26 protein-coding genes and 1 pseudogene are annotated in these 25,569 nt (G+C 68.6%); 16 read left to right on the top strand and 11 right to left on the bottom strand.

Annotated features, from left to right (window positions below):
• Nucleotides 1–5 precede the first annotated feature (5 nt).
• Together ON34_RS00275 and serS are read right to left on the bottom strand one after the other, a co-directional pair.
• Nucleotides 6–1,799: a putative bifunctional diguanylate cyclase/phosphodiesterase gene (locus tag ON34_RS00275; RefSeq protein ID WP_040772648.1), complete on the bottom strand. Its 1,794-nt coding sequence runs from the start codon at nucleotides 1,797–1,799 to the stop codon at nucleotides 6–8.
• 169 nt (nucleotides 1,800–1,968) lie between these two features.
• The gene (gene serS, locus ON34_RS00270) at nucleotides 1,969–3,231 is read right to left on the bottom strand and encodes a serine--tRNA ligase (RefSeq protein WP_040772646.1); all 1,263 of its coding nucleotides are present in this window, start codon (nucleotides 3,229–3,231) and stop codon (nucleotides 1,969–1,971) included.
• Nucleotides 3,232–3,323: 92 nt separating this feature from the next.
• Between serS and ON34_RS00265 the strand changes: the two genes are divergently transcribed.
• The 6 genes from ON34_RS00265 (at nucleotide 3,324) to ON34_RS00240 (ending at nucleotide 9,118) form a co-directional block, all read left to right on the top strand.
• Nucleotides 3,324–5,024: an aldehyde dehydrogenase family protein gene (locus ON34_RS00265; protein WP_040772644.1), complete on the top strand. Its 1,701-nt coding sequence runs from the start codon at nucleotides 3,324–3,326 to the stop codon at nucleotides 5,022–5,024.
• Between the two features lie 77 nt (nucleotides 5,025–5,101).
• Nucleotides 5,102–6,241, top strand: coding sequence for a septum formation family protein (locus tag ON34_RS00260; RefSeq protein ID WP_040772642.1), 1,140 nt, complete (start codon nucleotides 5,102–5,104; stop codon nucleotides 6,239–6,241).
• 10 nt (nucleotides 6,242–6,251) lie between these two features.
• Nucleotides 6,252–6,602, top strand: coding sequence for a metallopeptidase family protein (locus ON34_RS00255; RefSeq protein ID WP_040772641.1), 351 nt, complete (start codon nucleotides 6,252–6,254; stop codon nucleotides 6,600–6,602).
• Between the two features lie 164 nt (nucleotides 6,603–6,766).
• Nucleotides 6,767–7,078: a PE domain-containing protein gene (locus ON34_RS00250; protein ID WP_040772639.1), complete on the top strand. Its 312-nt coding sequence runs from the start codon at nucleotides 6,767–6,769 to the stop codon at nucleotides 7,076–7,078.
• Between the two features lie 49 nt (nucleotides 7,079–7,127).
• Nucleotides 7,128–8,294 carry a PPE domain-containing protein gene (locus tag ON34_RS00245; RefSeq protein ID WP_040772638.1) on the top strand — a complete coding sequence of 389 codons (1,167 nt, stop codon included), beginning with the start codon at nucleotides 7,128–7,130 and terminating at the stop codon, nucleotides 8,292–8,294.
• Nucleotides 8,291–9,118 carry an ESX secretion-associated protein EspG gene (locus ON34_RS00240; RefSeq protein WP_040772637.1) on the top strand — a complete coding sequence of 276 codons (828 nt, stop codon included), beginning with the start codon at nucleotides 8,291–8,293 and terminating at the stop codon, nucleotides 9,116–9,118. Before ON34_RS00245 ends, ON34_RS00240 begins: the two co-directional genes overlap by 4 nt.
• Before the next feature lie 88 nt (nucleotides 9,119–9,206).
• Here ON34_RS00240 and ON34_RS00235 read toward each other — a convergent pair whose 3' ends face one another.
• From ON34_RS00235 to ON34_RS00225, 3 genes are all read right to left on the bottom strand, one after another.
• A complete protein-coding gene (locus ON34_RS00235; protein ID WP_040772636.1) occupies nucleotides 9,207–9,872 on the bottom strand; it encodes a histidine phosphatase family protein in 666 nt (221 codons plus the stop codon).
• Nucleotides 9,869–10,783: a prephenate dehydratase gene (gene pheA, locus ON34_RS00230; protein ID WP_040772634.1), complete on the bottom strand. Its 915-nt coding sequence runs from the start codon at nucleotides 10,781–10,783 to the stop codon at nucleotides 9,869–9,871. Before pheA ends, ON34_RS00235 begins: the two co-directional genes overlap by 4 nt.
• 95 nt (nucleotides 10,784–10,878) lie before the next feature.
• Complete coding sequence (locus ON34_RS00225) at nucleotides 10,879–11,292, bottom strand: hypothetical protein (RefSeq protein ID WP_040772632.1); 414 nt, start codon at nucleotides 11,290–11,292, stop codon at nucleotides 10,879–10,881.
• 239 nt (nucleotides 11,293–11,531) lie between these two features.
• Here ON34_RS00225 and ON34_RS00220 point away from each other — a divergent pair, with 239 nt between their 5' ends.
• The 5 genes from ON34_RS00220 (at nucleotide 11,532) to ON34_RS00200 (ending at nucleotide 16,095) form a co-directional block, all read left to right on the top strand.
• Nucleotides 11,532–12,299 carry a DUF2470 domain-containing protein gene (locus ON34_RS00220; RefSeq protein WP_040772630.1) on the top strand — a complete coding sequence of 256 codons (768 nt, stop codon included), beginning with the start codon at nucleotides 11,532–11,534 and terminating at the stop codon, nucleotides 12,297–12,299.
• A gap of 334 nt (nucleotides 12,300–12,633) precedes the next feature.
• Nucleotides 12,634–13,428, top strand: coding sequence for a CPBP family intramembrane glutamic endopeptidase (locus ON34_RS00215; RefSeq protein ID WP_040772628.1), 795 nt, complete (start codon nucleotides 12,634–12,636; stop codon nucleotides 13,426–13,428).
• 195 nt (nucleotides 13,429–13,623) lie between these two features.
• The gene (locus ON34_RS00210) at nucleotides 13,624–14,916 is read left to right on the top strand and encodes an LCP family protein (protein WP_373291839.1); all 1,293 of its coding nucleotides are present in this window, start codon (nucleotides 13,624–13,626) and stop codon (nucleotides 14,914–14,916) included.
• Between the two features lie 10 nt (nucleotides 14,917–14,926).
• Nucleotides 14,927–15,475, top strand: coding sequence for a ferritin (locus ON34_RS00205; RefSeq protein ID WP_040772626.1), 549 nt, complete (start codon nucleotides 14,927–14,929; stop codon nucleotides 15,473–15,475).
• Between the two features lie 71 nt (nucleotides 15,476–15,546).
• On the top strand, nucleotides 15,547–16,095 hold the full coding sequence (locus tag ON34_RS00200) for a ferritin (protein WP_040772624.1): 549 nt from the start codon (nucleotides 15,547–15,549) through the stop codon (nucleotides 16,093–16,095).
• 226 nt (nucleotides 16,096–16,321) lie between these two features.
• Here ON34_RS00200 and ON34_RS00195 read toward each other — a convergent pair whose 3' ends face one another.
• The 4 genes from ON34_RS00195 to ON34_RS00180 form a co-directional block, all read right to left on the bottom strand.
• The gene (locus ON34_RS00195) at nucleotides 16,322–17,242 is read right to left on the bottom strand and encodes a DUF5926 family protein (protein WP_040772622.1); all 921 of its coding nucleotides are present in this window, start codon (nucleotides 17,240–17,242) and stop codon (nucleotides 16,322–16,324) included.
• 63 nt (nucleotides 17,243–17,305) lie between these two features.
• Complete coding sequence (locus tag ON34_RS00190) at nucleotides 17,306–18,073, bottom strand: glycerophosphodiester phosphodiesterase (RefSeq protein WP_040772620.1); 768 nt, start codon at nucleotides 18,071–18,073, stop codon at nucleotides 17,306–17,308.
• Nucleotides 18,070–19,029 carry a DUF4328 domain-containing protein gene (locus ON34_RS00185; protein WP_063821619.1) on the bottom strand — a complete coding sequence of 320 codons (960 nt, stop codon included), beginning with the start codon at nucleotides 19,027–19,029 and terminating at the stop codon, nucleotides 18,070–18,072. The genes ON34_RS00190 and ON34_RS00185 overlap by 4 nt, the downstream gene beginning before the upstream one ends.
• A 109-nt stretch (nucleotides 19,030–19,138) precedes the next feature.
• Nucleotides 19,139–19,510 carry a rhodanese-like domain-containing protein gene (locus tag ON34_RS00180; RefSeq protein WP_040772616.1) on the bottom strand — a complete coding sequence of 124 codons (372 nt, stop codon included), beginning with the start codon at nucleotides 19,508–19,510 and terminating at the stop codon, nucleotides 19,139–19,141.
• Nucleotides 19,511–20,017: 507 nt separating this feature from the next.
• On the opposite strand from ON34_RS00180, the gene ON34_RS00175 reads away from it, so the two are divergent.
• On the top strand, nucleotides 20,018–20,629 hold the full coding sequence (locus ON34_RS00175; RefSeq protein WP_040772614.1) for a hypothetical protein: 612 nt from the start codon (nucleotides 20,018–20,020) through the stop codon (nucleotides 20,627–20,629).
• A gap of 80 nt (nucleotides 20,630–20,709) precedes the next feature.
• Here ON34_RS00175 and msrA read toward each other — a convergent pair whose 3' ends face one another.
• The gene (gene msrA, locus ON34_RS00170) at nucleotides 20,710–21,390 is read right to left on the bottom strand and encodes a peptide-methionine (S)-S-oxide reductase MsrA (RefSeq protein WP_040772613.1); all 681 of its coding nucleotides are present in this window, start codon (nucleotides 21,388–21,390) and stop codon (nucleotides 20,710–20,712) included.
• Between the two features lie 189 nt (nucleotides 21,391–21,579).
• Here msrA and ON34_RS00165 point away from each other — a divergent pair, with 189 nt between their 5' ends.
• The 3 genes from ON34_RS00165 (at nucleotide 21,580) to ON34_RS00155 (ending at nucleotide 24,099) form a co-directional block, all read left to right on the top strand.
• Nucleotides 21,580–22,203 (top strand): superoxide dismutase, encoded by a 624-nt coding sequence (locus ON34_RS00165; protein ID WP_040772607.1) that lies wholly within the window; start codon nucleotides 21,580–21,582, stop codon nucleotides 22,201–22,203.
• 296 nt (nucleotides 22,204–22,499) lie between these two features.
• Complete coding sequence (locus ON34_RS00160; protein WP_040772606.1) at nucleotides 22,500–23,027, top strand: hypothetical protein; 528 nt, start codon at nucleotides 22,500–22,502, stop codon at nucleotides 23,025–23,027.
• 295 nt (nucleotides 23,028–23,322) lie between these two features.
• Entirely contained in the window at nucleotides 23,323–24,099 is a 777-nt protein-coding gene (locus ON34_RS00155; protein WP_083889052.1) for a TMEM165/GDT1 family protein, read from the top strand.
• A gap of 331 nt (nucleotides 24,100–24,430) precedes the next feature.
• Here ON34_RS00155 and ON34_RS37985 read toward each other — a convergent pair.
• Nucleotides 24,431–24,646: pseudogene (locus ON34_RS37985) on the bottom strand (TetR/AcrR family transcriptional regulator); the annotation flags it as partial.
• Between the two features lie 151 nt (nucleotides 24,647–24,797).
• Here ON34_RS37985 and ON34_RS00145 point away from each other — a divergent pair.
• Nucleotides 24,798–25,565 carry an SDR family NAD(P)-dependent oxidoreductase gene (locus ON34_RS00145; RefSeq protein ID WP_040772883.1) on the top strand — a complete coding sequence of 256 codons (768 nt, stop codon included), beginning with the start codon at nucleotides 24,798–24,800 and terminating at the stop codon, nucleotides 25,563–25,565.
• Nucleotides 25,566–25,569 lie beyond the last annotated feature (4 nt).

The raw sequence follows: 25,569 nt of genomic DNA, 5'->3' as shown, positions 1-25,569 counted from the left end.
GAGGGTCAGTGCAGCGGCACCCAGCCGTTGGCGTGGACCGAGTCCCCATCGCCCAATTCCCGGTCCGTGGCGCCGATACCGACCCGGCCCTGGTTCTCGTTGAGGTCGCTGATCAGTTCCGACACCGGATGCGAGTCGCTGTAGTGGTAGCCCTGTGCGAGCGCGAAGCCCAGTTCGGTGAGCACCGCGGCCTGGTACTCGGTCTCCACGCCCTCGGCGATCACCTGGAGATCCAACGCGCTGGACAGGGCGGCGATCACGCCGAGCAGCGGCGGCGCGGGCGAGTCCGAGCGGATCGCGGCGACGAAAGACTGGTCGACCTTCAGAATGTCGCTCGGCAGGGTGGCCAGCCTGCTGAGCGAGGAGTACCCGGTGCCGAAATCGTCGATGGCGATGCGCACACCCCGCTCGCGCAGAGTGTGCAGATTCGCGATCGCAGTCTGTGATTCGGCGGCCAACTCGCTCTCGGTCACCTCGAGCACGAGCTGATCGGCGGGCCACCCGGTACTGGCGAGAATGCCCGCCACCCGATCGGCATAACCGGCCTCGGCCAGTTCGAGTCCGCTGACGTTCACGTTCAGGGTCAAGTCGAGCTGGGCGAAGGTCTCCTGCAGCCGTGCGGCGTCCGCGCAGGCCCGGCGCAGCACCAGCTCGTCCAGGTCGGAGATGAGGTCGTATTCCTCGGCGACCCGGATCAGGCCCTCGGTGGTGACCTCCGGTTGCGCGCTGGACGACCAGCGCAGCAGAGCCTCCACGCCGACGGCCTTGCCGCCGCCCTCGGTCAGGCTGACGATCGGCTGGTAGTGCACGTCGAGAGCGCCGCGATCGATCGCCTCGCGCAGCTCCACCGCCAGCGGCAGCTGCCGCGAGGACTCCAGCACCGTCCGGTTGCGCCCGGCCTGCTTGGCCCGGTACAGGCCGACGTCGGCGCGGCTGACCAGCAGCGATCCCGATTCCCCCGGCTGCCAGGAGGTCACGCCCGCCGAACAGCCGGTGGTCACCGCGGCGCGCAGCTGTTCGGTGAGCAGGATCGCGGCCTGCTCGGTGGTGTTCGGCAGCAACAACGCGAACGCGTCTCCGCCGTAGCGGGCCAGACGCTGATCAGGCGCGAGCAGTTTCGACCAGGTGTCGGCCACCCGCTGCAGGACGGCGTCACCCGCACGGTGACCAAGATGGTCGTTGATCTTCCGGAAGCGGTCCAGATCGACCAGCACCAGGGCCAGCCCCTGCCCGGACCGAGTCGCCTGCTCGATCGCGGTGTTGAGCGCGCGATCGAAGCCGCGCCGGTTGAGCAGGCCGGTGAGCACATCGATGTCGGCCTCGGACGCCATCCTGGTCAGGATGCCGACGACGACGCCGACGCCGAAGGTCACACCCGCCGGGATCAAGCCCGACCACCACGGCAGCCCCGGCGTCACCGGACGGGCGGGCAGCACCCATAGGCACAGCGCCAAGGCGAACGCGATGTGCGCCGCCGCCTGGGGCCAGGCGAAGAACAGTGCGGCGTCGCACGCGACGAACACGTAGAACGAGGCGAGGCTGATCGCGCCGACCGTGTTCGGGAACGAGTGCACCGCGATGGTCACCAGCACCGTGGCGATCGCGACATAGACGTGGTGGATCGAATGCGGCAGTCGCGGCCCCCACGCGAGCAGCGTCAGACCGAGCACCAGCGCTACCGCCGCCGCCCCGCCGACCAGAGGCCGATTACCCTCCTCACCAGGGGCGATCGCAGTGATGAGCAGGCCGAGAACCCCGCCCATGACGTAGAACGCCCCGGTGGTCCGAGCCATGACCATAGCTGTCGCCAGCGCAGATGCGGCCCGCACCCGAGTCCGGGTATCGCCGCGAGACCCGATTCCTCGCACGACGAATAGCCTAGACATAAGGAATCCCGCCGGTTGCCACATCCCGGGAATCCGGCACGGCGAACCGGTAGCTATTCACCTGTCCGTCATCCGCTCGTCGTCAGTTCGGCGGCCGGAGCACCTCGGTGCCGACGAACGGAACCAGCGCCGCCGGAACCAGGACCGACCCGTCGGCTTGCTGATGGTTCTCCAGTATCGCAACGATCCAGCGGGTGGTGGCCAGCGTGCCGTTCAACGTGGCGGCGATCTGCGGCTTTCCGTTCTCGTCGCGGTAGCGCACGGCGAGCCGGCGCGCCTGGTACGTGGTGCAGTTCGAGGTCGAGGTCAGCTCCCGATAGGTCTGCTGGGTGGGCACCCACGCCTCGCAGTCGAACTTGCGCGCGGCCGAGCTGCCCAGATCACCCGCCGCGACGTCGATCACGCGGTAGGGCACCTCGATGGCCGCGAGCATCTCCTGCTCCCAGCCGAGCAGCCGCTGATGTTCGGCGTCGGCCTGGTCGGGCGTGGTGAAGACGAACATCTCCACCTTGTCGAACTGGTGCACCCGGATGATGCCGCGCGTGTCCTTGCCGTAGCTGCCCGCCTCCCTGCGGAAACACGACGACCAGCCGACATACCGCTTGGGACCCCCGCTCAGGTCGAGGATCTCGTCGGAGTGGTAGCCCGCCAGCGGCACCTCCGACGTGCCGACGAGATAGAGATCGTCGTCGGCGAGATGGTAGACCTCGGCCGAGTGCTGCCCGAGGAATCCGGTGCCAGCCATGATCTCCGGACGCACCAGCACCGGTGGGATCATCATGGTGAAGCCGTTGGCCACCGCCCGCTGCGCGGCCAATTGCAGCAGACCCAGTTGCAGCAGCGCACCGTAACCGGTGAGGAAGTAGAAGCGGGCGCCCGATACCTTCGCGCCGCGCTCGGTGTCGATCAGGCCCAGCGACTCGCCCAGCTCCAGGTGGTCCTTCGGCTCGAAGTCGAACTCCCGTGGCGTGCCGATGGTTCGCAGCACGACGTAATCGTCCTCGCCGCCCGCGGGAGCGCCCTCCTGCACCACGTTCGAGATGGCACGGTGCGCGGCGTCCAGATCGGCGTCGGCGGCGTGCTGCGCCGCCTCGGCCTCCTTGACCTTCACCGACATCTCGCCCGCCTGCGCGAGCAGCGCGGAGCGCTCCTCTTTGCTCGCCTTTCCGATCAGCTTGCCCATCGCCTTGTGCTCGGCGCGCAGGTTGTCCGCGGTGGCCACCGCGGCACGCCGCGCCGCGTCCGCCTCGAGCAGCGCGTCGACGAGGGCGGGGTCTTCGCCGCGAGCGCGCTGCGAGGCGCGGACCGCGTCGGGATTGTCCCGCAGGAATCGGAGGTCGATCATGGGCCACCAGCCTAGTGGTCGGCGGATTGCCGTTTCACGCCGATATCCCAGGATGCGGTCCATCGGCGCGGGATCGCGCGCATAGTGGGCTTGTGGGCACCCCATTCGACGAGACCGCCATCGACAACGCGCTGGCCGACCTCACCGCGGGTGAGAAGGTCTGGGCCGCGACCTCGCTGCGCCGCCGCCGCGAACTCCTCGACGAGATCCACGCACGGACCGGCCGGTTCGCCGAGGACTGGGTGCGGGCCGCGTGCGTCATCAAGGGCCTCGACGAGGATTCACCGCTGGTCGGCGAGGAATGGATGTCCGGACCGCTCACCCTGTTGCAGGCCACGGCCGCGCTGTCGGCGACTCTGGCCGCGCTGGAGGCCGGACACAGCCCGCTGACCGGTCTCGCGCTGAAGGAGGCGCCGGGCGGCCGGGTAGCGGTGCCGATCCTTCCGCACGGCCGCTACGACCGGCTACTGCTCAACGGGTTCAGCGGCGAGGTCTGGCTGCGGCCCGGCGTCGACGCCGACACCGCCCGCAGGCACGCGGGACTGGCGCAGCTGGACCCGACCGTGACCGGCGGCATCGGTGCGGTGCTCGGCGCGGGCAATATCACCTCGATCCCGCCGCTGGACGCGCTCTACGAGCTGTACGCGCACAACCGGGTGGTCGCGCTGAAGCTCAATCCGATCACCGACCCGCTGTTCACGGTGTTCGAGATGGTGTTCGAGCCGCTGCTCGAACTCGGCGTGCTGCGGATTCTCACCGGCGGCGCGGAGCAGGGCGGTTACCTGGTGCACCATCCCGACGTCGCGCATGTGCACATGACCGGCAGCGCGAACACCCACGACGCGATCGTGTGGGGCGCCGGCCCCGAGGCCGCGCAGCGGAAGAAGGACAACCGGCCGCTGCTGGACAAACCGATCACCAGCGAACTGGGCGGCGTGTCGCCGACCATCGTGGTGCCCGGCGCCTGGTCCGACGCCGACCTGCGCTATCAGGCCGCGCACGTGGCCACCCAGCGGCTGCACAACGGCGGCTACAACTGCGTGGCGTCGCAGGCGGTGGTGCTCAGCGCGAACTGGGACCGCAAGGACGAATTCCTGGACGAGCTGCGCCTAGCCATGGAGCGGGCGCCGCAGCGAACGGCGTATTACCCGGGCAGCGATGCGCGCGTCGCCGACGCGCTGGCATCGTATCCGGAGGCCGAGCGCCTCGGCGCGGGCCGCGTGCTGGTCGACCAGCTGCCGCGCACCGGCACCCCGCTGCTGCGCACCGAGTACTTCTCCCCGGTCCTCGGGGTAGTCGAGCTGCCTTACGCGGGCGGTGAGTTCTTGCAGCGCGCGGTGGACTTCGCGAACGCAGAGCTGACCGGAACGCTCGGCGCGAACGTGATCGCACCACCGACGACCATCCGCAGGCTCGGCATCGCCTTCGACCGCGCGATCGAGCGGTTGCGCTACGGCGCGATCGCGGTGAACGCCTGGACCGGGCTCGCCTTCCTCGCACCGCGCGCCGCCTGGGGCGCCTTCCCCGGCCACACCCTGGACGACGTGCAGAGCGGAATCGGCGTCGTGCACAACGCCTTGCTGCTCGACGACGTCGAGCGCACCGTGGTGCGCGGTCCGTTCCGGCCCGCGCCGCGCTCGCTGCTCGGCGGTGAACTCGCCCTGTCGCCGAAACCGCCGTGGTTCGTCGACAACGCCACCGCCGCGACCACCGGGCGCAGGCTGACCGAGTTCTACGCGGACGCCAACCCCGCCAGGCTGCCCGGCGTCTTCCTGTCGGCGCTGCGCGGCTGAGCCTCCCGCGACAGGCTGCCGCGCCGATCGGGCCAGGTCGTGGCACCACGGGGCGGACACTGCCATGATGGACCGCGATGTCCTTCGAACCTGTGTCCCGATCCCGGCGAGCGCCACGGCGCGGCGCGTCCTCGCGCGCCGACGCGGTACGGCGCTCGCTCGACTCGGCCAAGGCCGCGCTCGCCGAGAGCAACCTGCGCGACGTGCATCTGTCGGCGCATACCTTGCGCTGGGGTCTGCTCGCGGTCGCCGTCGGCGCCGTGGTCGCGGCCCTGGTGACGCTGTTCGTGACCGGCTTCGACAACGAGAAGGGCCTCGAGGCGCACAATCCCGGCTCACCGCTGCATCCCGTGCTGGACAAGGAGTTCGGCACCGCGGCCACGGGCGACTGCCTGAGCTGGACCAAACCCGACCGATCCGACCTGGTCAAGGTGAACTGCTCGAGCAAGCACATGTTCGAGGTCGCCGCCGACATCGACATGAGCAGGTATCCCGGCAAGGAGTTCGGCCCCGGCTCGCGGTTCCCGGACTCGCTGCGGCTCACCGAGCTCAAAGAAGAGCATTGCGTGCCCGCGGTGCAGAAATACATGTCCGGTCGCTTCGATCCGCGGGGTAAATACATTGTCGGGCTGATGTATCCCAGCCCGGACGGCTGGCAGCACGGTGACCGCACCCTGCGCTGCGGGCTGCAGGTCGCGGCCAGCGTCGGCACGCCGCCCTCGGTCGGCAGCGCCACCGAGCACGACCAGTCCAGGGTGTACGAGCCCGGCGTTTGCCTCGGCATCAACCAGAATCTGCCCACCGATCCGGTGGACTGCGCGCAACCGCACGCCGTGGAGATCGTCTCCACCGTCGATCTCGGCGCCCACTTCACCGGTGGCCCGCCGCCGAAGGAGGAGCAGGACAAGTTCGTCGAGGAGGAGTGCACCCGCACCTCGACGGACTACCTGGGCGGACCGGACGTCATCCGGAACAAGACGCTGACGTTGTTCTTCGACTACATCGACGCTCGCAGCTGGATGGCGGGCAGTCGCAAGCTGGACTGCATGATCGGCAAGGGAGCCGACCAGGAAGGCTTCGCGCCGATCACCGGTTCGGCCAAGGGCGACATCCTGATCAACGGCCAGGCTCCGGTGCCGCCGCCGAACAACGGACGCTCCACGCCCGCACCGCTGCCGGGCGCCGCGCCGCTGCCGCCGCAGCCGCGGCCGAGGTAGCCGATCGCAGATGCCCGTCTCGATGTCCGACGACCGGTTCGAGGAATTGGTCGGCGACGCACTTGATCTCATCCCGCCCGAGCTGACCCGCGCGATCGACAACGTGGTCGTGCTGATCGAGCCGCGCAATCCGGAGGATCCGCACCTGCTGGGGCTGTATCACGGCATCGCGCTCACCGAACGCGACAGTCATTACGGCGGAGCGCTTCCCGACACCGTGACGATCTACCGCGAGGCCATTCTCGAGGTGTGCGCCGATGAGGCCGAGGTGGTGGAGGAGGTGGCGATCACCGTAATCCACGAGATCGCACACTATTTCGGCATTGATGATGATCGTCTGCATCAGCTGGGATGGGGCTAGTCTCCACTGAGCCGTATTGCGTACCCACGGCCATGGGTGTGTAATCGGCAGGGAAATCGAAAAGTTGGGGATTCGATGGAACCGATCGCGTTGCTGTCGCGTCCTATCACTCGAAGGGGGAATTCTCGTGGTTCCGCCCCACAGCCACTAGAAGGAGTCGAGTCATGGTTGGACATGTACTGATCGCACCCGAAGCCATTCTCGCCGCCGCGGCCGAGCTCGACCTCGTCGCCGAACGGCTGGCCGCCGCCGCGGCGATCACCGCGCCCGCGACGCACGTATTGCCTTCCGGCGCAGAGGAAGTCTCGTTCGTCAGCGCCAGCCACTTCAACCAGGGGGCGATGTCCCATGACCGCGCGATCGCGCAGGCGATTCTGGAATGCCACCATGCCGCGGCAACGCTGCGCATGCAGCTGGCCCAGCACGTCGCGGGTGACGTGGTGCGTGCCGCGGGCATCAGCGCCATGCAGGTGTAGGTACGCCACCGAGACCGTCAGCAACATTCATTCAGGGGAGTAGTCAAACATGGTTGCAGGAGTCACCGGCGTCATCTGGGCGGCGCGGCCGTCCGAGATCAATTCGGCCACCCTACACGCGGGCGCACACGCGATTCCGATCTCGGCCGCCGCCACCGCCTGGGGCGGGCTCACCGCCGCATGGGTCGACGCGACGACCACCGTCGCCAGGGTGATGGCCGAACTCGGCGTCGGCATGCAGGGCGTCAACGGTATCGCCGCGTTGAGCAAGCTCACCGGCTTCCTCGGCTGGTCCGAACAGCAGGGCGTGCAGGCGGCCGCTATGGGCGCGAAGGCCGCGGCGAACGCCACCGCCTACACCGTCGCCGCGTTGGCGATGCCGAGCCCGCCGGAGATCGCGGCCGTCAACGCCGCCTTGATGGCGTCGGCGAACCCACCGGGTGTGGTGTCCGGCGCCTTCGAGGCCGCGGAGATCGCCAGGAACGCGATGGACATTCGCGCCGCGCTGGTCATGGAGACCTACGAGGCCGCGACGAGCGCCATGCTCGCGACGCCCGCCGAGTTCCTGATGCCGCCGCCGATCGCCGCCGGCGCCGGAACCGCGACCCCCGAACAGGCGGCCAACACCGCCTCCGAGGTCCCCGCCGATCCGATCCAGGCCGCTATGGCCGCCACACAGGCGTTCTTGAGCAACCCCGGTGTGGCAAGCGCCGCCACGCAGGCGGCCCAGGCCGTCGGCTCGATCGCCACCACCGGCGTTTCGACAGTGGGAAATGTCGCGGGTAGCGCGATCGCAGCGGCGACCACCAGCGCTCCTGCCATGTCGGGCATTGCTCCGATGGCCATGGGCGCCGGCGCGGCCGCCGCCAGTGGCGCTGCCACGACGCGCGCGGTGTCGTTCACCGGCATCGGCTCCGCGGCAGGTGTGAACGGCTCCCTCAAGCTCCCGGAAGGCTGGGGCACGAGCGGCACGATCGGTGGCTCCGCACCGACCCAGGAGAACGTCGCGGCCAACCGGATCGACGCGGCGCCGGTCCGGCAGTCGAACACGGGCAATGGCAACCCGCTGCTGGGGAACCAGGCGCGCAGCGACGAGGACGACGAGGCCGAGCACAACGGCCGGGACTACCTGCGGTCGACCGAGCACTTCAACGACGGCCGGTTCGCCGCCGACGGAGTCATCGGCGGCGGTGACATCAGCGGGACGGTTAGGTGACCGTACTCGGAGCAGGCCGCGACCCATCGACGCTCGAGGCGGTCGTCCTGTCGCTCGACGAAATGCAGTTTCTCATCGAGAAACTGCAGATCGAGGTTCCCGTCGTGTTGAACGCGAGGGCACGCTACGACAACGTGGCCGACCACAGGACGGCGATGGGCGCGGCCGCCGAGTCGCTCATCCAGCGGGAGCTTCTCTTCGATGACGTCGTACACAGCGAGCTGGAGAATCGGCTGCGCGCGCTGAACCGTCCGCACTGGATCATCGCACTGCGGTTGATCGTCGATGGGTGGGTCAGTCGTTTCTGTCTGGCGAAGGGCGTCGACATTCCGGTCGTCGCCCTTCGCGGGCAGGACTCCTACGTCATCGACGAGACCGGGACCGATCTGCCCGGCACAGTGCTCGCGGCGCTGGGCTACGCCGAACCGCTGGAGCTCTACGGCATGAACGTTCCGACCGAAGAACTCGCCACCATCTTCGGCGACATCGGTGACGCCGCGGCCACCGCGGCACGCCTGGCGAAGGCGGGTAACCCCACCAATGACGCGAAGACTCTGGCCGCGGCCTTGGTCGAGATCCACTCGTATGCCGAGGTCGTCGGTGTCGTGTACGGCGATGGCACCAGGGACGTGGCCGACAACCACATCGCCGTATTCAACACGCGCGCAGGGCGATTCATCGCGACCGCGAGCAAGTCCGACGACGGGGTCAAGTGGAGTTCCCTCAGCAGCGGAACCATGGCGCGATTGCGCACAGCGGTACAGGATCTGATCAACTCGCTGCCGGAACGCGAAGATTTCCCGCGGAATCCGACATTGTCCTGAGCTCGCCATCCGCCGTCGCCAATGGGCGCTGCCGGACGTAGTCCGTCTTCAGCCCGCGCATGGCCGGAGCGAAGGCGGAGGCACGCACCTAACCCATCGGGTCGTCGGAGGTCGGCGCGACGTCGTATCCGAACGGCGGCGTGAACCGGCCCCAGCGAATGCACTCCCATCCGCCGTCGGACATCGGGACCAGCTCGATGGTTTCGGTGTTGTCCAGGTGGTTGTTCGTCGTGAACGGCGGTTGCACACCGGCGAGTGTGCGACCGACGAGCCGCATGGCGGCGCCGTGACTGACCACCATCACATCACCCGCACCGTCGTCGGGCGTCAGGTAGGTAGCTCGCAACCGCGCGATCGCGGGGAGAAAGCGGTCCAGCACGTCCTGCGCGGATTCTCCCCCCGGCACCTGCAGCCCGAGATCGCCTTCGTGCCAGGCGCGATAGATCCGCTGGAAGGTCCGATGGGCTTCTTCGCTGTGCTGCCCTTCCAGGTCACCGGCCTGTACCTCGTGCAGGCCGTCGAGCACCATGGCAGCCACGCCGGTGGCCGCCTCGATGTAGCTCGCGGTCTGCCTGGCGCGAAGCGCCGCCGAGGAGAACAGCACCTTCGGCGGCCGGAGCAGGCCCTCGCCGAACGTCTTCGCCTGTGCCGCACCGCGTTCGGTCAGCGGCAGCCCCGGCACCTTGGTATCGAGCAGCTTGGCGACGTTTCCTTCGGTCTCACCGTGCCGGACCAGAATCAACCTACCGGTCATAGGTCCGCCATCCCCTTTCTCAACTGAATCAACCACTCCGCCGCCGCTTCGTCCGACGGCGGCGGTGTGCCGGTTGCCGAGGTCGCAGGCCATGACCCGAGGAAACGGATCCGCGCCGTGCGGTGCAGCGCCTTGAGCGCCTCGGCCACCGCCGTGTCGTCGATGTGCCCGACGCAGTCGAGATAGAAACGGTACGTGCCCATGCCGGTTCGGGTGGGTCGTGATTCGATCCTGGTCAGATCGATTCCCCGGGTGGCGAATTCGGCGAACGCGCGCATCAGCGATCCCGGCACGTTCGGCAGCTCCAGCACGATGGACGTGCGGTCCGCGCCGGTGGCGGGCGGCGCCACCGTGGGCCGGGTGCACAGCACGAAGCGCGTGATCGCTTGCTCGTGGTCGGCGACGCCGGAGGCCAGCGCAATCAGCCCGAGCCGCTCCCCTGCCAGCGCGGTCGACACGGCGGCATCCGCATGGCCCGCCACCACGTCTTCAGCCGCGGCGGCATTGGACGCCGAGGTGTAGGACCGCGCGTGCGGCAGGTGCCGGGCGATCCACAGCCGTACCTGGGCGGCGGCCACCGGGTACGCGGCCAGGGTCCGCACGTCCGCCAGCGTCGTCCCGGGCTTGCCGAGGATCGTAAAGCTCACCTCGAGCTCGGTCTCGGCGATGATCTGCAGACGCGGGCCGATTGCCAGGGAGTCGAGCGTCGCCGAGATCGACCCCTCGACGGAGCTCTCGATCGGGACAACGGCGCCGTCCACGTCGCGGGAGCGGACCAGGTCGAGTGCGGCCCCTTGGCTGGGCGCGGCGACCCGCTCCACGGGCCCGTCGAAGGCTCCCGAGGATTCGAGTTGAGCGAGGGCCATCTCGGTGAAGGTTCCGGAGGGCCCGAAGTACGCGATTCGCGGCACGGTTACGAGATTACTGGCGAGCCCGCCCGGCTCCCCATGGATTGCGAGGGCTGGACCGGCGCACGGGGTGTGTTCCGCGTTCGCCTTCCGTCGGCTCAGCGGGGGCTGAGCACCCGCAATGCCTCGATGACATGGTTGGCGTCGTCGGTTTCGATGGCGAGGAGCACTGATCGGACGGCCTCGACCGCCGCTGCTTTCAGCGAACTCAGGAACGCGATATCGGGCGTGCTCAGGGCGGTGCGGATGTCGTCGCCGCAGAGGGCGGCGGCCGTGGCCGCGACGATGGCGACCGCACGCCGACCGGAGGAGGTTCGTGCGACGAAGCCGCTATCGGAGTGTGCCGCGACCGCGAGGAAGTCGGCGATGTCGGCGTCCGGCGCATCCAGTTCGAGGATCGGCGCCGCGGCGCTTGCGCCGAGGTTGCGGACCAACCCGTCGACCAGGCTGCGCCGCGGAGGCGTCGACAGCGTCATCAGCACCGGATCTCCGGCTTCCGTCCTTTCCGACACGCCCTCACGCTAACAACCTGCATCGCGTTATCCGGCGGCGACGGCCACCGCACCCGCACCGGGCGATAGGCCCGCCATGAATCCGCTGCCCGTGATAGCCGTCCCTCCCTCCGCTGCGCCACGTATCTGTAAGTCGCGAAGTCAGCTCCGCTCAGTCGGATCGAAACACTTGCGGAACAAATTCATGTCACTTAGCTTAGGGTAACCTAATGAAGCGCGATCGAGCACCGGAGGTTTGCATGCCGCGCCCGACCCCGACCGCCGCCCCGTCCATTGCCGAGCGGGTGCGCAGCGCGTGTGTGCATGCGGAGCAGGCGGTACTCGCCATGCCGGGCATCGATCCGACCGCCGCGTCCGTGCATCACGTGCGAGCGTGCGGCGACGCGGTGATCGCGGTGCCGACCGCATCGGTCGCGGCGATCCTGGCGGGCAACTCCGGTGAGAACGGGGCGCCCGCGGTGCTGGAACTCACCGACCACGCGCCCCTGCCGCTGCGCGAGCCGGTACGCGCGCTGGTCTGGCTGCGCGGCTGGGTGCGGGCGGTGCCCACGCAAGCGCAGCGCGCCCTGGCCACCGAGGTGGCGAAGGAGAACCCGCATCCAGGACTGCTCGACGTCGGCTTCGGCGCGACCCTGCTGCGGCTGGTGATCAGCTCCGCCGTGGTCGCCGACTCGACCGGCGCCGAATCGGTGAGCAGCGACGAGCTGCGGCTGGCGCAGCCCGACCCGTTCTGCGCCATGGAATCCGCGTGGCTGCAACACCTGCAGGCCGACCACGCCGACGTCGTCGCGCAGCTGGCCAGGCACCTGCCGCCGCGCCTGCAACACGGCATCGTGCACCCGCTGGCCATCGACCGCTACGGACTCACCCTGCGCGTCGAAGGACTCGACGGCGACCACGACTTCCGCCTCCCGTTCAGCGCCCCCGCCGACGACGTCGAGGCACTCAGCCGCGCCGTGCGCACCCTGGCGGGCTGCCCGTTCCTCAACGGCTTGCGCCGCATCTGATCCGCGGATCCCGAAGTCCACCGCAGCCGACACGGCCGTGGTTCGCTCGACACGCCGCATGCCGATGCCGAGTTCGGCCATGCCGCTGGCGACGATGGTCGTCGCGTCCATCCAGCGGCTGTGAGCCCGCGCAGTACTGGGTCCACCACGAGAGCTGGTCGGGAACAGCGGTGTTGGACCATGCCACGAATGGGCGCGCCGTTCACCGGGAAGCCGCCCGCCAGTCGGCGCTCGGACTCGACCCGCTGGTCCGACATCGCCCACCGCACGAAGTCGCGGGTTCCGACACCGACGTGCCGCGCGCCGCACCGGACCAGCGCAATAGATTCGACCTATGCGTGCGGAGTCCGGTGCCGAGTGGGACGAGGTCGAGCCGACCGATCGGGAACGGCTCGCGCTCCAGCTCGAGATCGCGGTCGTGCTGCTCGTCACCTTCGGCCTCAGCGGGTTGAACGCGGCGCTCTCACTGGTGGAGAGCGCGCTCGCACCGGGCGGGGTCGGCGGACGGACCATCGCGCTGAACCCGTCGCGATCCACCCAGTCCACCATCGATCTGCTGTTTCAGCTGCTCAGCGTGCTGCGGCTGGTTGGATGGGCGGCGCTGGGACTGTATCTGCTGTGGCGCGGCGGGCTCGGGCCGCGACTGATCGGACTGGCGAACCGGATCCGGTGGCGTTCGGACGTGCTGCCCGGTATGGCGCTCGCCGCGCTCATCGGAGTGCCGGGCCTGGGGTTGTATCTCCTCGCGCACGCGTTGGGCGTCAGCGTGACGATCGTGCCCGCCTCGCTCGGCGACTACTGGTGGCGGCTGCCCGCGCTGATCCTGTCGGCCTGCGCGAACGCCATGGCCGAGGAGGTGATCGTGGTGGCGTTCCTGCTCACCCGGTTGCACCAGCTCGGCTGGTCGGCGCGCTCTGCGCTGCTGGCCTCGGCGCTGCTGCGCGGCAGCTACCACCTGTACCAGGGGCTGGGCGGTGGACTCGGAAACATCGTGATGGGCGTCATCTTCGGTCACTACTGGCAGCGCACGAACCGGCTGTGGCCGCTCATCCTCGCGCACGCGACCATCGACGCGGTCGCCTACATCGGCTATACCGTTCTGCGCGGCCATGTTTCGTGGCTGCCGTAACTGAACTGTGCCCTCCGGCTCGCTAACGGCCCGGTCGCATCGGCGAATTACCAAACAGCACCCCCGCGTACACATGCGGCACCCGATGACCGCCCGATAAGTAGAGTCTCAGTGATGAACGGCGACGACCCCCAGCGCAACGCGCGAGCGCGCCGGATGCCGCCGCCAGGCAGGCCCGGTCCCGGTGAACCCCCGATGCGGCGGCGCATGCCCGCCCCGGGGCCCGGCGCCCCGCCGCCGATCGAACCCACCCAGGTGATGCGCCGCGACGGGCCACCCCACGCACCGCCGCTGGCGTATTCGCAGGTTCCGCCGGAACAGGGCCCGCGCGTGCCACCGCATAGGCCGCCGCAGGCACGCACACACGCCCCCACCCAGCGCCCGGTCCCCTATCGCGAGGGTCCCCCGCACGCGCCCACGCAGCGCCCGGTCCCGTTCGACGACGGGCCGCCCCACGCGCCGACGCAGAAACCGCGACCACATCGGGAAGGCCCGCCGCCGGTACCCCCGCGCGGCGCGCGCCCCGCCCGAGCGCCGCGACCGCGCCGCAAGCGCCACCCCTTCCGCTGGTTCCTGGTGATCCTGCTGATCCTGGTTCTCGCCGCGGTGGGCGCCGTCATCAAGCTGGACAACTCGCTCAACCGCATCCCCGCGCTGGCGAACTACGCCCAGCGGGTCGGCAACACACCGGGCACGAACTGGCTGCTGGTCGGCTCCGACGGACGTGCCGGGCTGACGCCCGAGCAGGAGCAGGAACTGGCCACCGGCGGCGAGGTGGGCCCGGAGCGCACCGACACGATCATGCTGGTGCACGTCCCCGAGTCGGGCAAGACCACCTTGGTGAGCCTGCCGCGCGACTCCTACGTCGGCATCCCCGGCCACGGCAAGGACAAACTCAACGCCGCGTTCGCCCTCGGCGGCCCGGCCCTGCTGGCGCAGACGGTGGAGATCGCCACCGGCGTGCGCATCGACCATTACGCGCAGATCGGCTTCGGCGGCTTCGCCAGCGTGGTCGACACGCTCGGCGGCATCGACGTCTGCGTGCCGAAACCGATCGACGACCCGCTCGCGGGCATCGATCTGCCCGCGGGCTGCCAGCGCCTGAACGGGCCGCAGGCGCTGGGCTTCGTGCGCAGCCGCGCCACGGCGCTCGCCGACCTGGACCGGATGAACAATCAGCGGATCTTCATGGCGGCCCTGCTGGAGAAGGCGACCAGCGGCGCCACGCTGGCCAATCCGTTCAAGCTCTGGCCGCTGGCGTCGGACACCGCGAAGTCGCTGAAGGTCGACAACGGCGACCACATTTGGCACCTGGGCCGGCTGGCCTGGGCGCTGAAAGGCGACACGGTCGCGACGACGGTCCCGATCGGCGGGTTCGACGACACCGACAGCGGCAACGTCGTGCTCTGGGACAAGAGCAAGGCGAGCCGGTTCTTCGACGCGCTGGCCGGCGACCAACCCGTCCCGGAGGACCTGCTGACACGGTAGCGTCGGTGCCATGCCGGATACCGATGTGGCTCAGTCCTTTCCCGACTTGCTGCGCGCGCAGATCCGTCACGGGTTCACCGCCGCCCAGCAGTATCTCGCCGCCGCCGTGTACTTCGACTCGAACCGGTTACCGCAACTGGCCGGACACGCCTACGCCCGGTCGCGCGAGCAGTACGCGAACGCACTGCGCATGGTGCAGTACCTGCTCGACCGCGATAGCGAGGTGCGGATCGGCGGGTTGGAGGAGATCCATTCGACTTTCGACAGCCCACGCGCCGCGATAGCTCTGCTGCTGGATTCCGAGCAGACCCGCAGCACGCAAATCAGCGACTTGGCCCGAGCCGCCCGCACGTCCGGCGACTACCTGGGTGAACGATTCGTCCAATGGTTCCTCGAGGAACAGGTTCGCAACGTCGCGGGGATGACCACGCTGCTGGCAGTGCTGGACCGCGCCGATGGCCAGCTGTTCGACGTCGAAGAGTTCGTCGCCCGCGAGCTGCGGACGCGGCCGCGCGCGGATATGGCGGCGCCGAAAATAGCGGGTGCGGCGAAGAATTAATTAGGCAACACTAGCCTCAATAAGGTTGTACTTGGATGACATGCGCCGTGACCAGCGCTAATGTCACTGCTATGTCAAGCCATCCGGAATCCCCACGCAGCAAATTCCACCACCTGTTGCACGACCAGATCCGGCATGAATTCAATGCCGAGCATCAGTACATCGCGATTGCGGTGTGGTTCGACAATGCCGACCTGCCGCAGCTGGCCAAGCGGTTCTATGCGCAGGCGGTCGAAGAACGCAATCACGCGATGATGATCGTGCAGTACTTCCTGGACCGGGACATCAGCATCGAACTCTCCGGCGTCGACGCCGCGAAATCCCGGTTCGAGAATGCCCGTGAACCGATCGCGCTGGCGCTCGCCCAGGAGAAGACCGTCACCGAGCAGATCGTCCAGTTGGCCAGCACTGCCCGTGAAGAGGGCGACTACCTGGGCGAACAGTTCATGCAGTGGTTCCTGAAAGAACAGGTCGAGGAGGTCGCCAGAATGACGACCCTGCTCAACATCGCCGACCGCGCCGGGTCGAATCTGTTCGACCTGGAGGAATTCGTCGCCCGGGAAATCAACACCCCGAGCGATACCTCCGGCGCGCCTTCGGCGGCGGGCGGCTCCATCTGACAACATTCACCGAAAAGACAAACGGGCCCAGCTTCCATACGAGCCGGGCCCGTTTCCATTTCGCCGGGCTGGCCTGCCGCACGCTTTGTGTCGCGCGGCATCGGCGGTTCACCGAGTGTCCCGCCACTGGTTTGGTGAGACTTCCCTTACCTTCCGAATTACTCTCCGGCCGACCCAGGCCGCGTCGGAAAAGAAGATTGTCCACCGAATTCCGCGCAATTCGAGTTCAGCGCAGCGTCACCTGACGCGACCGCAGTCCGTCGCGGGAACGCCGCTCGTCGGCCGTCAACGGCGCGTCGGTGGCCAGCGCCTCGGACAACCTGGCGCCGAACTCGGCCACCGGCTTCACCCACTCATCGGGGTGCCGCTCGCGGTCCAGGTCGAACACCGGGACCAGCACGCCGTGCGTGCGGAACGAACCCGCGAATCGGGAACCCTCGCCCAGATGCAGGCCGCGCTTGGCGTGCACGCGGGCCAGCGCCAGCATCAGATCGTCCTCGTTCTCCGGCCGCACCCAGCGGATGTGCGCCTTCTCGCCCGCGTCCACCCACCACGCCGCGCCGATCGCGTCCGCGTCCAGCGCCAGCCGCGCGGACGGCATGATCGCCTGCTTGGCCTGCTCGATCGTCGCCGCCACCTGGGGATCCGGTTCGACACCCTCCGGCACCCACCAGTCGAAGTCCTGGTGCACGGTCACATCCAGGGGCGCGGCCGGATCGATGACGTCGGCCAGCCGGGGGCCGCCCGCGACACTCTCCACGGAGCTGAGCGAGTCACCCGGCTCGGCGGACTGCGTCCACAGAATCGCCGCGGCCAGATCGGCGGCCGGGTCCGCGCCCTGGAACTGCACCTGCGCGCCGACGTAGCCGCTGGGCTCGTCACCGGCGCGCACCAGCGCGGCCACCGCGCCGGGTAGCACCGTGGCGAGCACGACCGGACGTTCGGCGGCGACCGCGGGCGACAGCGTCAACCGCGCCGTGGCCGACGGAACGAACTCGCGCAGCGCGACCAGATCGCACTCCGCGGCCAAGCCCTCGAACGGACGAGTGACGGCCTGCGCCGCCTGCTCCAGCGCCGCCCGTCGCTCGGCGAGACGCTGCGCCCGGTTCCCACCGGGCTTAGGACTGTTGCGCTTGCTCTTACCCACGAGGGCCCAACCTACAGGGTGCTGTGTTGGTTTTTGCAGCGCCTGCGGCGCTGCGTGTTCGGTTCAGGCGGCGCTGAGCAAAGACTTGGTGCGTCCCGGGTGGTTGGTGGCGACCCAGCTGACGCCGAGGTCGGCGCACAGCTGGATGTCGCCGGGGTCGTCGACGGTCCAGCAGTAGGTGGCGCGGCCCGCGGCGGCCGCCTTGTCGACCAGATCGGGATGCTCGCGCAATGTCTTCACCGAGGGGCCGACGGCGGTGGCGCCGACCGTCGTGGCGGCGGATCCGCCCAGATAGCGGGACGATTCGCCGAGCAGAACGGTGGGCAGCAGCGGCGCGGCGCGGCGAATGCGCCACACCGCGGTGGCCGCGAAGGACATCACCACCGCACGGGAGTGGTCGGCCGATGCGGGGGTGGCGATGCCGAATCGCTGGAGCTCGGCCAGCAGCTTGTTCTCCACCAGCGCGCCGTAGCGGACCGGGTGCTTGGTCTCGATGAACAGCTTGGTCGGCCTGCTGCGCCAATCCAGCACCAAGCTGATCAGTTCGCTGAGGGTCAGCACCGAGGCGGGCGCGCCGTCGGCGCCGAAGTCGAGTGCCCGCAGTTCGTCCAGCGTCATCTCGCTGACCAGCCCGCTGCCCGATGAGGTCCGGTCGACCGTGCGGTCGTGCACGCACACCAGATGCCCATCTCTGGTCAGCCGGACATCGCATTCGACGCCGTCGGCGCCTTCCTGGAGCGCCAGCTCGTAGGCGGCGAGCGTGTGCTCGGGTCGCGCCGCCGAGGCGCCTCGATGCGCGACGACGAATGGCGCGCGACTGCCCTGGCTCACTTGGCCATAACCTCCTCCTGCTCACGGTCCTGAGCACCGTTGTCCTCCTGCGCGGGCGCGCCGGTCGTCCTGGCCGCCGAGTCGGCCGCGCCGCCTGGATGGACGGGCTCGATCACCGGTACGGCGGGGTCCACCGCGATCAGCCAGCGGCGCGCGGCCCGACCGCGCCCGAGCAGGTCACGTCCCTCCATCGTCCGCAGCACCCACAGTGTCAGCAGCGCGACCACGGCGGCGACCGCGTCGGTGAACGCCGTGAACAGCACTCCGTCCGCCTTGGCCTGCAACGAGTCGGCGTTCCGCCACAGCAGCGCCGCCAGCGCGACGCCGCCGCCGCACACCCAGGCCACCCACCAGATCCGAATCGCGCGACGCGATCGCGGGTCATCGCGCAGGTCGGCCACCTCGGTCAGGAAGACGCCCGGCCACAGCAGGTTGAGCACCGGGACCAGGCAACCGAAGGCGAGCAGCCGTGGCGAACGCGGGTCGCGCCGCCCCGCCTCGGCGTAGGCCGCCTGCCTGATCTCGATCAGCCTGCCCACCACGGCCACCGCAGCCAGCAGCGCGAACACGAGCGCCAGCACTCCCGCCACCACGACGAACGCGTCGGAGACGAACAGCACCGCAGGGTGGATCAGGCGCGTGCGGTTACGCAACAGAACCGAGTAGCGTGCCAGCTCGGCCAAAGCCGCCAGGGCGAAGACGCCCACGGTCGCGACGAGCAGCTCGGTCACCGAGGCGGTAAGCCTGCCGAGCGGATAGCGGGGTGCGGTCCCGTCCTGCGGCGGCGGGTCGATCAGACCCCAGCGCGGTATCTGCGTGTAGCGGGGCGTCGGCGTGGCCGCGGGCGGCCTGCCGGGCGAGGGCGCCCTTCGCGTCCGGTGGTCGGGTTTGCGAGCCACCCAGCGGTAGTTGCGGCGGTGGGCGGGCGCGTCGATCGGCGCGGGCGAGAGGAGCACGCCGCGGCAGCGTGGGCACCAGTGCATCGGCGCCCCTTGCACGGCCCAGCGCGCGCCGCAGCGCGCACAAGGTTGCACCACTGTACTCACCGCGCACCTCGTTTCTTCGTCAGTAGATCTTCGCCTCGTGGTCGCCCTCGGCGACCAGCGGCCGTCCTGCCTGCTGCCATGCCACCATGCCGCCGCGGACCTGGATGGCGTCGTATCCGATGTGCGTCAGATACTCGACCACCTGCAAGGAACGGCCGCCTTGCCGACAGACGACATAGAGGTCCACGTCGTATTCCAGCTCGTCGATCATGGCGGGCACGTCGACCATCGGGATGTGGATCGCACCCGGCGCGTGTCCGAGCCGCCACTCGTCGTCCTCGCGCACGTCGAGCAGAATCGGGCGCGGCGTATCGGCCGAGGCGGGCGCGCTGCTGTCGAATTCGGCAGGCACCTCCGCCACCGTGACCGACGGAACGTGGAGGCTCGTCACAGAACCGATCCTGCCATGGGGGGCGGGATACCGTGCAGTTCCGGACCCGGAGACGAGCTCGACAGCGGCCCGAGACTTGGGGTATGTTCTCCTCTCCGGATCTCGACCGCGGCCCCACTTCATGCTGGTTGTGCATAACTCGGTCGAAGTTATCCACATAATCCACAAGCTGATCCACAAGACGCGGCTATGGAAGAGCACACCACCGAAAGGGTGCGTCTATCGAGCAGCCCATCGATCGGATTCAGCCTTTTCCGTACCTGCGCCCCGGAATCGCCCGGCTCGACGTTCGCCCTTGGTGAGCCCCCGTGTTGAGCGATGCGAATGACCGATCCGGGACTCCCCTCCTGACCATCCCGGAGCGGCCATTCGTCGCCGACCTCGGAGCCTGCGGCCGAAGAGGCTCCGATACCTACTTGGACGGGATCGGCGCGCATTCGGTTCCATGAAAATGAGAACGCCGCTGAAATGCCGGGTTACCGTCGTCACGGTCGGTAGCCTGGGCTGATGAACGTGAGCAGGGGGCTACTCGACGGAATGGACACCGCAGGCCTCAACGTCGCGCTGTCCGAGGCCACGTGCCTCGGCCTCGCGGTGGACGAGGCGGCCGGTCAGCTACGACTCGACCTCGAGGTGCTGACACTTCCCGAGCACGGCACGGCATCGGAGGACTATCGGGTCTATCTGACCTTCACCGGCGTGAGCCGGATCGCCGCGTCACTGCGGTCACAGCATTGGGACGACGTGGAGCCCCGGGTGCTGCCGCTGCAACTGGACGGCTTGGACGAGGCCATTCGCAGCTTCGGCGGCGGGCGGCTGCACGGCTGGGAATTCATCGACGTCGACGACAGCGGCTGGGCGCTCTGGAGCGAGCTGCTCAGCTTCGACACCAGGATCGGCGACCGCGAATCCGCGCACGTTCTGGAGTTCTCGCAGGAAGAGGGCCTCGATCCACGTGAGCTGGACGTCCGGGTGTGGTTCGACGGCATCACCGTGCACGACGCGCAGGGCAAGCAGATCCCGCTGGCGGATTTCATCGCGAATGGCGTCCGCTGGTGGCAGGCACACGACGCGGGCGACCCACGGGCAACCCGGCCAGGCATCGCTCCTCCGCTGTAATTCGCCTGTCCCGAAAACGAGCCGTGGCACCGAGACGGTCCGCGCGTCCGGTCGGCCGGATGCGCGGTCCGTTCGTCGGTTCAGGCGCCCAGGCCCACCGGGCAGTTCACGCCGGTAGCGTGCACCGGGCAGTACCCGCCCGGGTTCTTCGCCAGGTACTGCTGGTGATAGCCCTCGGCGTAGTAGAAGGCCGACAGTCCGGGCAGTGGCGTGATCTCAGTGGTGATCTCGCCGTATCCGGCCACGGCCAACCGCTTTCCGTACGCCTCGGCGGTCGCGCGCGCGAGATCGGCCTGCTCGGCGTTCAGCGTGAAAATGGCCGAACGATACTGGGTGCCACGGTCGTTGCCCTGCCGCATGCCCTGGGTGGGATCGTGGTTCTCCCAGAACTGCTTGAGGACGCCCGCGTAATCGATCACCGCGGGATCGAACACGACCAGCACGGATTCCGTGTGACCCGTGCGTCCGCTGCACACCTCTTCGTACGTGGGATTCGGCGTGTACCCGCCGACGTAACCGACCGCGGTGGTGTAAACCCCGTCGAGTTCCCAGAATCCCTTCTCCGCGCCCCAGAAACAGCCCATCGCGACGACCGCGACCTGCATACCGTTGGGAAACGGCGGGTGGATCGGGTGACCGTTCACATAGTGGGTATCCGGCACCACGAGCGGTTCGGCCCGGCCGGGCAGAGCCTGTTCGGGCGTGACCATGGCGGGTTCGGGGAGGCTCAGACGCCCCACTAGTTCGTCGTACCACGACATGGTTCGATGCTACGCGTGCGTTTCCAGTGGTGCCGATGTTCGTGATGTGACGATCCGCGCCCTCCGATTGTGAGCGGGGTCACCGGAATGCGCGGGCATCGGCCCAAGTTGGAATCGACCGGGTGTACGAATGATGGTTGGCTGTGCTCTGGACAACGGGCACACCAGCCCGACATAGGAAGGGACATCGTGGCTGAGTACACGCTGCCAGATCTGGATTACGACTACAGCGCCCTGGAGCCCCACATCTCCGGGCAGATCAACGAGCTTCATCATTCCAAGCACCACGCCGCTTACGTCGCCGGTGCGAACGCCGCACTGGAGAAGCTGGAAGCCGCTCGCGAGTCGGGCGATCACAGCGCCATCTTCCTGAACGAGAAAAACCTCGCCTTCCACCTGGGTGGCCACGTCAACCACTCCATCTGGTGGAAGAACCTCTCCCCCAACGGCGGCGACAAGCCGGTCGGCGAGCTGGCCGCGGCGATCGACGACCAGTTCGGCTCGTTCGACAAGTTCCGCGCGCAGTTCACCGCGGCGGCCAACGGTCTGCAGGGCTCCGGCTGGGCGGTGCTCGGCTTCGACACCCTCGGCCAGAAGCTGCTGACCTTCCAGCTCTACGACCAGCAGGCCAACGTTCCGCTCGGCATCATCCCGCTGCTGCAGGTCGACATGTGGGAGCACGCTTTCTACCTGCAGTACAAGAACGTCAAGGCGGACTACGTCACCGCGTTCTGGAACGTCGTCAACTGGGCCGACGTGCAGGAGCGGTTCGCCAAGGCGACCTCTCAGGCCAAGGGCCTCATCTTCGGCTGAGCCCGTTCGGCACACCGGTTTCGGTCCGCGAATCCCCGCGCCGCGAGCGCCGGGGGTCGCGGACCTTTCCGTTTCCGGACCGACGCGGGCGCTTTGCCGACGACGCCGCCGATCCAGGTCCGGCCAGGTAGAGCTGAATCCTCTCGGTACACAGCCGGATTGCTTCCGATCCGGCGACGGACTGTCCGATTGGCACTCTTTGGTACTTGTGTGCCAGGTGACTCGTGGTTCATATTCGGGAATCCACAGAAATAGGACGGGCAAGGCCGCCCCCGGTTCGATGACGGGAGGCAGAAATGCGCACGAACGAACCCATTGGCATCACGCCGTTCCACTCGCGTGGATCGCTGCGGGGCTTCGTCATCTCCGGCCGCTGGCCGGACACCACCAAAGAATGGGCCCAAGTGCTCGTGCTGGCGGTCCGCGTGGCCACGCTTCCCGGGCTACTGACGACGTCCACGGTGTTCGGTGTGCGCGAGGAGCTACCCGACGACCCCGCCCCCGGCACGGTCGGCCTGGTACTGGCCGAAGGTCCCGTGCTCGGTGAGGAAGCGGTGCAACCCGGCCGGTTTGCCACGCATGTGCCGCCTGCCCTGCTGATGCTGCATCCCCCGTCCGAAACGCTCCCTTCGCTGCCCGAATGCACGGGCGCGGCATCCGGCTGCGTCCTGCTGCCCGGCGTGCCGCATCTGGGGCTGGAGCACCGCGCCGCGTGGGCCGAGGCCGAGTCCGACGGCACGGTCACCTCCCTGGTCAGCCGGGTCGGCCTGGACCCGATCAGCGATCCCGACACCGCGGTTCTGGCTATGCTGCTGGCCGCGTGAGGGTAACCGAAACTCCCCGCGTGGATCGCCAAACTTATTGCGCGCTTTGCGATTTCGATTACATCGAGTTGGCGCGGAGCATCCGGCGCGGTAGAGTCGGCAGCAGCGAAGGGGAGTAGCCCCGAATTGCACAGTCGACATACTGACCCGCCGCCCCTCATGGGCCCGGGTCCGGTTGTGTGAACCGGTATTCATCCGGTGGGCGAGACCTTCGGCCTGGACAACCATTTCGTTGTCGGCCGGAGTGCCACCCGTATCTCCGACCGGCAGGCCGGAGACCTTGGAGCAGCCGCACATGATCGCCACCGTATTGCTGAGCGTCGGCATCGTCTTTCTCGCCGAGCTCGGAGACAAATCCCAGCTGATGGCGCTGACGTTCGCGCTGCGCTATCGCTGGTGGGTGGTGCTCGGCGGCATCGCGACGGCCACGGCGGCGGTGCATCTGATCTCGGTCGGCGTCGGCTACTTCCTCGGTGCTGCGCTGCCCACCCGGGCGATCGCACTGGTCGCGGCGATCACGTTCCTGGCCGTCGGCCTGTGGACCCTGCGCGAGCACTTCGGCCCCGCCGACGAGGAGCCGGAGCCGACGACACCCAAGACCCCGAGCGCGCCGTTCTTCGTGGTGCTGTCCGCGTTCCTGCTCGCCGAACTGGGCGATCGGACCATGTTCGCGACCGCGGCGCTGGCCACGGACTTCGACTGGGCGGGCGTCTGGCTCGGCTCGACGGTCGGCATGGTCGCCGCCGACGCGCTCGCCATCGCGGCGGGCATCCTGGTCGGCAAGCACCTGCCGGAGCACGCGATCGGCATCGGCTCGGGCCTGCTGTTCCTCTACTTCGGTGCGGCGACCTTGCTCGGCGCGGCCGCACCGGCCCTCGGCGGCGGCGCGGTGGCCGGATTCGCGGTGCTCGCTCCCGCGCTGGCCGGTGCGGCGCTGCTGCTCACACGGGCGGTTCGCCGGAACCTTCCAGCGCCACCCCGTACATTCGGCCACCTCGACGCACCAGATCCAGCAGCGGTTTCCGCAGCGCGAGCAGACCGTCCGAGTCACCCACCGCGATCCGAGCGGTGACCATCGACCCCACGGCTGCGGCCAGGGTTTGACAGGCGAAGCGCTGCTGTTCGGTTCGCGCGTCGAGCACGTCGGCGATCAAACCGACGAACAGCTCCTGCAGTTGGGCACGGCGCGCGATAGCCGCGGATCCCACGGCGAACACCTCGACCAGGAACAGCCGCGCGCTGGCCGGGTCGTCCACCAGATGCTGGAGGTAGGCGCGCAGAATCCGATCCATCCGCGCCATGGGATCGGTGTCCCCGCTCTCGGCCGAGACCTCCGCTGCCTCGGTGGCCTCGGCGATCCGATCGAGCAGTAGCCGCACGGCGCGCTCGTAGGCCGCCTCGAAACAATCCTCCTTGGAACGGAACTGCTCGTAGAACGTCTCCCGGGACACCCCGGCCCGCTTCAGGATCGCCGCCACCGACGTTCCGATATAGCCGTTCTCGGCCATGGCCTCCGCGGTCGCGATCAGGATCCGTTCCCGCTGCGAGGCGATCACCTGCTCCCGCGGCAGGCCGTGCCTGCCGCGCGGGAGGCGTGCGCTGATGGCCGATTCGGTCATGCGGTGACTCCGGTATCCGGTCGAGCTGACTTGGCCGCTCCATTCTGCCGGGGATGAACACCCCGAGGGAGCCGTGCGGTCCCCTCGCCGAGCACCGGTTAGGGTGCAATTGACGAAGGGCCAACTGGCTGTCACGAACGAGAGGACCATCGTGGAGATTTCGGGTTCCGCCGCCATTGTCACCGGGGGCGCATCGGGCCTAGGCGCCGCCACCGCCAAGCGTTTCGCCGAACTCGGCGCCACCGTCTTCGGCCTTGATGTGCCGCAGTCGATCGAGCGCGCCGGCGACAACGTCCCCGCCGGGGTCACCCTCATCGCGGCCGATGTCACCAGCAACGACGAGGTCAGCGCGGCCGTCGAGCAGGTCGTCGAGTCGGGCGCGCCGCTGCGCATCGTGGTCAACTGCGCCGGCGTCGGCTGGGCCGGGCGCATCCTGTCCAAGAACGGCCCGCACGACCTGGAACTGTTCCGCACGGTCATCACGGTGAACCTGCTCGGCACCTTCAATGTCATGCGGCTGGCCGCCGACGCGATCGCCAAGACCGAGGCCGTGGACGAGTACGGCCAGCGCGGCGTCATCATCAACACCGCCTCCGTGGCCGCGTTCGAGGGCCAGATCGGCCAGATCGCCTACTCGGCGTCCAAGGGCGGCGTGCACGGCATGACCGTTCCGGCCGCGCGCGACCTGGCTCAGTTCGGCATCCGGGTGAACACCATCGCCCCGGGCATCATCGACACCCCGATGCTGGCCGGCGTCACCGAGGAGTACCGCAAGGGACTCGAGGCGGGTGTGCCCTTCCCGTCCCGACTCGGCCGTCCGGACGAGTACGCGCAGCTGTCGCAGTACATCGTCGAGCACGACTACCTGAACGGCGAGACCATCCGCATGGACGGCGCGCTGCGCATGGCCCCACGGTAATTCC

The organism is Nocardia pneumoniae NBRC 100136, from assembly GCF_000308755.1.
GTDB lineage: Bacteria > Actinomycetota > Actinomycetes > Mycobacteriales > Mycobacteriaceae > Nocardia > Nocardia pneumoniae.
This window is presented reverse-complemented; position numbering and strand designations above follow the sequence as displayed.